9 protein-coding genes and 1 riboswitch are annotated in these 8,604 nt (G+C 54.9%); of the genes, 6 read left to right on the top strand and 3 right to left on the bottom strand.

Features of this window, described 5'->3' with window-relative positions; genetic code table 11:
* Nucleotides 1-23 precede the first annotated feature (23 nt).
* Nucleotides 24-135, bottom strand: a riboswitch (TPP riboswitch).
* Between the two features lie 54 nt (nt 136-189).
* Nucleotides 190-687: an Rsd/AlgQ family anti-sigma factor gene (locus tag ACOTY9_RS21950; RefSeq protein ID WP_063944149.1), complete on the bottom strand. Its 498-nt coding sequence runs from the start codon at nt 685-687 to the stop codon at nt 190-192.
* A 95-nt stretch (nt 688-782) separates the two neighbouring features.
* On the opposite strand from ACOTY9_RS21950, the gene nudC reads away from it, so the two are divergent.
* From nudC to ACOTY9_RS21980, 6 genes are all read left to right on the top strand, one after another.
* A complete protein-coding gene (gene nudC, locus ACOTY9_RS21955; protein WP_023338926.1) occupies nt 783-1,556 on the top strand; it encodes an NAD(+) diphosphatase in 774 nt (257 codons plus the stop codon).
* Between the two features lie 38 nt (nt 1,557-1,594).
* Nucleotides 1,595-2,659, top strand: a complete 1,065-nt coding sequence (gene hemE / locus ACOTY9_RS21960) for a uroporphyrinogen decarboxylase (protein ID WP_348566159.1) — start codon at nt 1,595-1,597, stop codon at nt 2,657-2,659.
* A gap of 9 nt (nt 2,660-2,668) precedes the next feature.
* Entirely contained in the window at nt 2,669-3,340 is a 672-nt protein-coding gene (gene nfi, locus ACOTY9_RS21965) for a deoxyribonuclease V (protein WP_348566160.1), read from the top strand.
* Nucleotides 3,341-3,381: 41 nt separating this feature from the next.
* Entirely contained in the window at nt 3,382-3,972 is a 591-nt protein-coding gene (locus tag ACOTY9_RS21970; RefSeq protein ID WP_014882079.1) for a YjaG family protein, read from the top strand.
* Between the two features lie 186 nt (nt 3,973-4,158).
* A complete protein-coding gene (gene hupA / locus ACOTY9_RS21975; RefSeq protein WP_002445246.1) occupies nt 4,159-4,431 on the top strand; it encodes a nucleoid-associated protein HU-alpha in 273 nt (90 codons plus the stop codon).
* Between the two features lie 11 nt (nt 4,432-4,442).
* A complete protein-coding gene (locus ACOTY9_RS21980) occupies nt 4,443-5,135 on the top strand; it encodes a DUF1481 domain-containing protein (RefSeq protein WP_045282296.1) in 693 nt (230 codons plus the stop codon).
* Between the two features lie 48 nt (nt 5,136-5,183).
* Here the strand turns inward: ACOTY9_RS21980 and purD are convergent, their stop codons facing one another.
* Both purD and purH read right to left on the bottom strand, forming a co-directional pair.
* Nucleotides 5,184-6,476, bottom strand: a complete 1,293-nt coding sequence (gene purD / locus ACOTY9_RS21985) for a phosphoribosylamine--glycine ligase (RefSeq protein WP_023331769.1) — start codon at nt 6,474-6,476, stop codon at nt 5,184-5,186.
* Nucleotides 6,477-6,492: 16 nt separating this feature from the next.
* Nucleotides 6,493-8,082, bottom strand: a complete 1,590-nt coding sequence (gene purH, locus ACOTY9_RS21990) for a bifunctional phosphoribosylaminoimidazolecarboxamide formyltransferase/IMP cyclohydrolase (protein WP_421637402.1) — start codon at nt 8,080-8,082, stop codon at nt 6,493-6,495.
* Nucleotides 8,083-8,604: the final 522 nt, after the last annotated feature.

Here is an 8,604-nt window from a genome sequence, read left to right on the forward strand (position 1 = left end):
GATCGCCTCAGGGGCGATACAACAGCAGTGTGACTCTTGTTCCCTTCGCAGGTATTAACCTGATCAGGTTCCGCGGATCCCGAATTAACGGTCTCAGCCCGCGCGTTTAAGCGCTGGGCACTCCGACAAGAAAAATCCCCCTCCGCAGAGGGGCGAATGGTTGTAAATTACTCGTTAACGATTAAGAACTCAAGCAGGGCGCGCGATGTTATCTTCGTTACTCACATCCAGGCCGTTATTCAGGACGAGGGCGATCAGCCTGTCTTCCAGCGTGAATCGCTCTTCCAGCGCTTCGCCAAGATCGGAAAGCGCCTGCTGGAACTCAAGATAATTGTCGTGATCGATGGCATTTTCGAGCGTGGAATCGTAGTAATCCATGATCTGCTGGGTGTTGGCTTCCAGCAACGGATAGAGTTTACTGGCCGCTAAATACGGCGTTGTCCCTTCCATTTCGCGGATAATACGTTCATAAATATTGAAATGTCCGTCGGACAGGTAGTCGACCAGGCTCTGACAAAAATCATCCAGCGCTTTTTCATTCAGCCGCATAAACGATTCTTTGCCAGGCTTAATACCGACCAGATTGTAATAAGCCACGAGTAGATGCTTGCGTACATGTAGCCAGCGATCCACCAGTTTGTTACTTCCTCTAACGCGCTCAGTCAGGCTTTCTAGCTGGTTTAACATGGTTGACTCCGCAAGGTTGAGAATTGAATCTGCTTATCCAAAATGTAACCACAATGCTAACAACATGTCAGTGAAGCGAAGGTAGTGCAATAGATATGGATCGTATTATTGAAAAATCAGATCTGGGTTGGTGGATCGTCAGTCACGAACAAAAACTATGGCTTCCTGCCGGGGAGATCCCTTATGGCGCAGCAGAGGCGTTCGATCTTGTTGGCCAGCCAGCACTGAAGATTGGTGAATGGCAGGGGGATGCAGTGTGGTTGATCCAACAGCCTCGCCGTCAGGAGATGGGATCGGTTCGTCAGGTGCTGGATCAGGATGTTGGCTTGTTCCAGCTGGCGGGGCGCGGCGTCCAGCTGGCGGAGTTTTACCGCTCGCATAAATACTGCGGCTACTGCGGCCATACCATGCACCCGAGCAAAACCGAGTGGGCAATGCTCTGCGGCCACTGCCGTGAACGTTACTATCCGCAGATTGCACCCTGCATTATCGTCGCCATTCGCCGTGAGGATACTATCCTGCTGGCGCAGCATACCCGCCATCGCAACGGCATTTATACTGTTCTTGCCGGTTTCGTCGAAGTGGGTGAAACGCTGGAGCAGGCGGTAGCGCGTGAAGTGATGGAAGAGAGCGGGATCAAGGTGAAAAACCTGCGTTACGTAACGTCTCAGCCGTGGCCATTCCCAATGTCCCTGATGACGGCGTTTATGGCGGAATACGACAGCGGTGAGATCGTTATCGATCAGAAAGAGCTGCTGGACGCGAACTGGTATCGTTATGACGATTTGCCTCTGTTACCGCCACCCGGCACCGTGGCGCGTCGGCTGATAGAAGATACCGTGGCGATGTGTCGGGCCGAGTATGAGTAGTGTTACACTGAGGCCATGACGCTTAAGGAACTGCAAAAATGACCGAACTGAAGAACGATCGTTATCTGCGTGCGCTGCTGCGCCAGCCCGTTGATGTCACCCCGGTGTGGATGATGCGCCAGGCAGGACGTTATCTGCCAGAGTACAAAGCCACGCGTGCGCAGGCAGGTGATTTTATGTCGCTGTGCAAAAACGCTGAGCTGGCGTGTGAAGTGACGCTCCAGCCGCTGCGCCGCTTCCCGCTGGATGCCGCCATTCTCTTTTCGGACATTCTGACCATTCCGGATGCAATGGGCCTTGGCCTGTACTTTGAAACCGGCGAAGGCCCGCGTTTTACCTCCCCGATCAAAAGCAAAGCCGACGTGGATAAGCTGCCGATCCCCGATCCGGAAGGCGAACTGGGCTATGTGATGAACGCCGTGCGCACCATTCGCCGTGAGCTGAAAGGCGAAGTGCCGCTGATTGGCTTCTCCGGTAGCCCGTGGACGCTGGCAACTTACATGGTTGAAGGTGGCAGCAGCAAAGCTTTTACCGCGATCAAAAAAATGATGTACGCCGAGCCGATGGCTCTGCATGCGCTGCTGGACAAGCTGGCGAAGAGCGTCACGCTCTATCTCAACGCGCAGATTAAAGCGGGCGCGCAGTCAGTGATGATTTTCGATACCTGGGGTGGCGTACTGACCGGGCGCGATTATCAGCAGTTCTCCCTGTATTACATGCACAAAATCGTTGATGGCCTGCTGCGTGAAAACGAAGGCCGCCGCGTGCCGGTGACGCTGTTCACCAAAGGTGGCGGTCAGTGGCTGGAAGCGATGGCGGCGACCGGCTGCGATGCATTGGGTCTCGACTGGACGACCGATATCGCTGATGCTCGCCGTCGCGTGGGCGACAAAGTGGCGCTGCAGGGCAATATGGACCCGTCCATGCTCTATGCACCGCCAGCCCGCATTGAAGAAGAAGTGTCGACTATACTCTCTGGTTTCGGCCAGGGGAAAGGCCACGTCTTTAACCTCGGCCACGGCATTCATCAGGATGTTCCGCCAGAGCATGCAGGCGTATTTGTGGAGGCGGTGCATCGGCTTTCTGCCCAGTATCACCAGTAAGGAGTGGTTATGGATCTCGCGTCGCTACGCGCTCGGCAAATTGAACTGGCTTCATCGGTGATCCGCGAGGATCGCCTGGATAAGGATCCCCCGCAGTACATTGGCGGAGCGGACGTCGGATTCGAGCAGGGTGGTGAAGTGACGCGAGCGGCGATGGTGGTTCTGAAATACCCTTCGCTGGAGCTGGTTGAGTACAAGGTGGCGCGTATCGCCACCACTATGCCGTACATTCCGGGTTTCCTCTCCTTTCGCGAGTATCCCGCGCTGCTGGCTGCATGGGAGCAGCTCTCGCAAAAACCTGACCTGCTGTTTGTGGATGGACACGGTATCTCACATCCGCGCCGTTTAGGCGTGGCCAGCCATTTTGGGCTGCTGGTGGATGTGCCGACCATTGGCGTTGCCAAAAAACGCCTGTGTGGCGCGTTTGAACCACTTTCCCCCGAGCCGGGTGCGCTGGCGCCGCTTATCCATAAAGGCGAGCAGCTGGCGTGGGTCTGGCGCAGCAAAGCGCGCTGTAATCCGCTGTTTATCGCGACCGGTCACCGGGTGAGCATGGACAGCGCACTGGCGTGGGTTCAGCGCTGCATGAAGGGCTACCGTTTACCGGAGCCAACCCGCTGGGCGGACGCCGTCGCTTCCTCGCGTCCGGCTTTTGTTCGTTGGCAGGAAATTCAGCCGTGATTCAGGTAAACTGCGGCTAATTTTCGATTCGAGACATCATCATGTTACAAAACCCGATTCATCTGCGCCTTGAGAAGCTGGAAAGCTGGCAGCACGTCACCTTTATGGCTTGCCTGTGCGAGCGCATGTATCCCAACTATGCCGCGTTCTGTAAGCAGACGGGCTTTGGTGATGGTCATATCTACCGCCGCATTCTGGATTTGATCTGGGAAACGCTGACGGTCAAAGACGCAAAGGTGAATTTCGACTCCCAACTGGAGAAGCTGGAAGAGGCGATCCCGGCCGCGGATGATTTTGATCTGTACGGTGTCTATCCGGCCATTGATGCCTGCGTGGCATTAAGTGAGCTGATCCACTCCCGTCTGAGTGGCGAAACCCTGGAGCATGCTATCGAAGTCAGTAAGGCATCCATTACGACCGTTGCGATGCTCGAAATGACCCAGGAAGGCCGTGAAATGACCGACGAAGAGCTGCGAGCTAACCCGGCGGTTGAGCAGGAATGGGATATCCAGTGGGAAATTTTCCGCCTGCTGGCAGAGTGTGAAGAACGTGACATTGAGCTGATCAAAGGGCTGCGTGCGGACTTACGTGAGTCGGGCGAGAGCAATATTGGTATAATTTTTAACCAATGAGACAACAAAACGTGATTTAACGCCTGTTTTGTCGCACCTCGACTCTTCCCTTCTGCCCCCCGTCTGGTCTACATTTGGGGGGCGAAAAAAAGTGGCTATCGGTGCGTGTATGCAGGAGAGTGCTTTTTTGGCATTTTCGTCGCACTCGATGCTTAGCAAGCGATAAACACATTGAAAGGATAACTTATGAACAAGACTCAACTGATTGATGTAATTGCGGACAAGGCTGATCTGTCTAAAGTGCAGGCTAAAGCTGCTCTGGAATCTACCCTGGCTGCTATTACTGAGTCTCTGAAAGAAGGCGATGCTGTACAACTGGTTGGTTTCGGTACCTTCAAAGTGAACCACCGCGCTGAGCGTACTGGCCGCAACCCGCAGACCGGTAAAGAAATCAAAATCGCCGCAGCTAACGTGCCGGCATTTGTTTCTGGTAAAGCACTGAAAGACGCTGTTAAGTAAGACGCGTGGCAGTGAACAGTTTTAGCGAAGGGGCGGCAACGCCCCTTTTGTCATTCCGGCGTGGAACGCTCGCGCTGGCAGGCGTGCTTCTGCTGTCTGCCTGCAGCCACGACACCTCTCTGCCACCGTTTACCGCCAGCGGCTACGCTGACAATCAGGGTGCGGTGAGGATATGGCGCAAAGATTCCGGCGGCGAAGTGCATCTGCTCTCCGCTTTCAGTCCGTGGCATAACGGCAATACGTCGACCGCGGAGTATCGCTGGCAGGGTGATTACCTGTCGCTGATTGAACTGAACGTCTACAGTAAAACCCCCGAACATGTGAAAGTGCGTTTTGACGACCATGGTGAGCTGAGCTTTATGCAGCGTGAAGTGAGTGGTCAAAAACAGCAGCTTTCCAGCGATCAGATTGCCCTCTACCGCTATCGTGCTGAACAAATCCGCCAGACCAGCGATGCGCTTCGTCTTGGACGTGTGGTGCTGCGTCAGGGGCGCTGGCATAACGATGGCACGGTAACCACCTGCGAAGGGCAGACGGTGAAGCCTGAGCTTGAATCCTGGGCGACCGAACATATTCAACGCCGTCAGCGTCATTCATCAATGGAAGTGAGTGTCGCGTGGCTTGAGGCGCCGGAAGGCTCTCAGCTGTTGCTGGTGGCGAACGAAGATTTCTGCACGTGGCAGCCGACAGAGAAGAGTTTTTGACGTAAATCCCCTCTCCCTTGAGGGAGAGGGTTAGGGTGAGGGGGAAAATTACTCGCCCTGCTCGCGCGCAATCGCACGATAACCAATATCCTGACGGCTAAAGCTACCGTTCCAGTGAATATCCGCCATCAGCGCATAGGCACGCTTCTGCGCTTCTGCAACGGTATGACCCAGTGCGGTAGCACACAGGACGCGGCCGCCGTTGGTCAGGACGCGCTCGTCGTCAGACAGTTTCGTACCCGCGTGGAATACCTTCGCGCCGTCAATCTCTTCCAGCGGCAGGCCGTGGATTTCATCACCGGTGTTGTAGTTACCCGGATAACCGCCCGCAGCAATCACCACGCCCAGAGACGCACGTTCGTCCCACTCTGAGGTTTTCTCGTCCAGCTTGCCTTCGCAAGCCGCCAGACACAGATCGACCAGGTCCGATTTCATGCGCAGCATTATCGGTTGAGTTTCCGGATCGCCAAAGCGGCAGTTGAACTCGATAACCTTAGGGTTGCCCTGCTTGTCGATCATCAGACCTGCATAGAGGAAACCGGTGTAGGTATTCCCTTCCGCCGCCATGCCTTTCACGGTAGGCCAGATAATGCGGTCCATGGTGCGCTGATGTACTTCATCCGTCACCACCGGGGCAGGGGAGTAGGCGCCCATCCCGCCGGTATTAGGACCGGTATCGCCATTACCCACGCGTTTATGATCCTGGCTGGTGGCCATCGGCAGAACGTGCTCGCCGTCGACCATGACAATGAAGCTCGCTTCTTCGCCGTCGAGGAACTCTTCAATCACGATACGGTGGCCTGCATCGCCAAAGGCATTGCCAGCCAGCATATCCTGAACCGCGGCTTCCGCTTCTTCGAGGGTCATCGCAACGATAACGCCTTTACCGGCGGCCAGACCGTCGGCTTTAATAACGATCGGCGCGCCTTTTTCACGCAGGTAAGCCAGAGCTGGCTCCACTTCGGTGAAGTTCTGATATTCCGCCGTCGGGATGTTGTGACGTGCCAGGAAATCTTTGGTGAAGGCCTTAGACCCTTCCAGCTGGGCAGCACCTTCCGTTGGTCCGAAGATTTTCAGGCCAGCAGCGCGGAACGCGTCAACTACGCCAATCACCAGCGGCGCTTCCGGGCCGACAATGGTCAGATCGATTTTCTCATTCTGGGCAAAGTTCAGCAGGGCCGGGATATCGGTCACACCGATGGCGACGTTCTGCAAAGCGGGTTCCAGGGCAGTACCGGCGTTACCCGGTGCCACGAAGACCGTTTTCACCCGCGGAGACTGCGCCGCTTTCCACGCCAGAGCGTGCTCGCGTCCGCCGTTACCAATCACTAATACTTTCATTTTTCTGCTCCGGGAATTAATGGCGGAAGTGGCGCATGTCGGTGAAGATCATCGCGATACCGTGCTCGTCGGCGGCGGCAATCACTTCGTCGTCGCGGATAGAACCACCAGGCTGGATCACGCAGGTAATGCCTACAGCGGCTGCCGCATCGATACCGTCACGGAACGGGAAGAAGGCATCAGAGGCCATGGCGGAACCTTTCACTTCCAGCCCTTCATCACCTGCTTTGATCCCGGCAATTTTCGCAGAATAGACACGGCTCATCTGGCCTGCGCCTATTCCGATGGTCATGTTCTCTTTGGCGTAGACGATGGCGTTGGACTTGACGAACTTCGCCACTTTCCAGCAGAACAGCGCGTCACGCAGCTCCTGCTCGCTCGGCTGGCGTTTGGTCACTACGCGCAGGTCAGCTTCTGTCACCATACCCAGATCGCGATCCTGAACCAGAAGGCCGCCGTTCACGCGTTTGAAGTCCAGACCCGGCACGCGATTTGCCCACTGGCCGCAAATCAGTACGCGCACATTCTGTTTTGTCGCGGTGATTTTCAGCGCTTCTTCGGATGCCGATGGTGCAATGATCACTTCAACAAACTGTCGGGAGATGATGGCCTGCGCGGTTTGGGCATCCAGCTCGCGGTTGAAGGCGATAATGCCCCCAAACGCGGAGGTCGGGTCGGTTTTGTAAGCACGGTCGTAAGCGTCCAGAATAGAGGTGCTCACCGCCACACCGCAAGGGTTGGCGTGCTTGACGATAACGCAGGCTGGCTCGCTGAACTCTTTCACGCATTCCAGCGCAGCGTCGGTGTCAGCAATATTGTTGTAGGAGAGTGCCTTGCCCTGAACCTGCTGAGCGGTGGCAACCGAGGCTTCTTTGATCTCTTCTTCTATATAGAAGGCAGCCTGCTGGTGGCTGTTCTCGCCGTAACGCATATCCTGCTTCTTGATGAAGTTCAGGTTCAGCGTGCGCGGGAAGCGGCCAGAAGGATCGTTGCTTTCACCGTGGTAAGCCGGCACCAGGCTACCGAAGTAGTTGGCGATCATGCTGTCGTATGCAGCGATGTGTTCGAAGGCTTTGATAGCGAGGTCGAAACGCGTGTCGAGCGTCAGTGACCCTTCGTTGGCATCCATCTCGCTAATAATGGTGTTGTAATCGCTGCTCTTCACCACGATGGCCACATCTTTATGGTTCTTGGCTGCAGAGCGCACCATGGTCGGGCCGCCGATATCAATATTTTCTACCGCATCTTCCAGAGAGCAGCCTTCGCGGGCAACGGTCTGGGCAAACGGGTAGAGGTTAACGACAACCATGTCGATTGGCGCAATATCATGCTTTTCCATAATGGCATCGTCCTGGCCGCGACGGCCAAGAATACCGCCGTGCACTTTCGGATGCAGAGTTTTGACGCGTCCATCCATCATCTCCGGGAAACCGGTGTAATCGGACACTTCGGTTACCGGCAGACCTTTATCTGCTAACAGGCGTGCGGTGCCGCCTGTAGAAAGCAGCTCCACACCGCGTGCAGAAAGTGCCTGAGCGAATTCGACGATACCGGCTTTATCAGAAACACTGAGCAGAGCGCGGCGGACTGGACGACGTTGTTGCATGGTAAATCCCCTGGATTTCACGATTACAGAGAGCGTTAGATGAATTTTCCTGCGAAAAACTCATCTAACACACCTGACGAGGCATCCTTGTGAAGCGCGAGCATTTTAACGAAAACGTTTGCGCAACGCTCGCACATTTTTACTTTTTCGTATCATTGTGGATAAGTCTGTGTGTAAAAGGGTATAAGGCGGGGTTTTGCTGTGGAATGCAGCAGTCAGTCATTTTTCTGTCATTTAGCGGTTGCGGCCTGCGGAGAACTCCCTATAATGCGCCTCCATCGACACGGCAGATGTGAATCACTTCACAGATAACCCGGTCGGTTGAAGAGAAAAAATCCTGAAATAACGGGTTGACTCTGAAAGAGGAAAGCGTAATATACGCCACCTCGCAACGGTGAGCGAAAGCCGCGTTGCAACTGCTCTTTAACAATTTATCAGACAATCTGTGTGGGCACTCAAAGTGACATGGATTCTTAATGTCTTCGGACAATAAATGAATACCAAGTCTCTGAGTGAACATAC

This window comes from Enterobacter cloacae complex sp. SHL012, assembly GCF_049237505.1.
Taxonomy (GTDB): Bacteria; Pseudomonadota; Gammaproteobacteria; order Enterobacterales; family Enterobacteriaceae; genus Enterobacter; species Enterobacter kobei.

Bases quoted from the DNA above. Each gene is read 5' to 3' on its own strand.
- nudC (WP_023338926.1), top strand. From the start codon at position 783: ATGGATCGTATTATTGAAAAATCAGATCTGGGTTGGTGGATCGTCAGT.
- purD (WP_023331769.1), bottom strand. From the start codon at position 6,476: ATGAAAGTATTAGTGATTGGTAACGGCGGACGCGAGCACGCTCTGGCG.
- ACOTY9_RS21950 (WP_063944149.1), bottom strand. From the start codon at position 687: ATGTTAAACCAGCTAGAAAGCCTGACTGAGCGCGTTAGAGGAAGTAAC.
- nfi (WP_348566160.1), top strand. From the start codon at position 2,669: ATGGATCTCGCGTCGCTACGCGCTCGGCAAATTGAACTGGCTTCATCG.
- ACOTY9_RS21970 (WP_014882079.1), top strand. From the start codon at position 3,382: ATGTTACAAAACCCGATTCATCTGCGCCTTGAGAAGCTGGAAAGCTGG.
- purH (WP_421637402.1), bottom strand. From the start codon at position 8,082: ATGCAACAACGTCGTCCAGTCCGCCGCGCTCTGCTCAGTGTTTCTGAT.
- hemE (WP_348566159.1), top strand. From the start codon at position 1,595: ATGACCGAACTGAAGAACGATCGTTATCTGCGTGCGCTGCTGCGCCAG.
- hupA (WP_002445246.1), top strand. From the start codon at position 4,159: ATGAACAAGACTCAACTGATTGATGTAATTGCGGACAAGGCTGATCTG.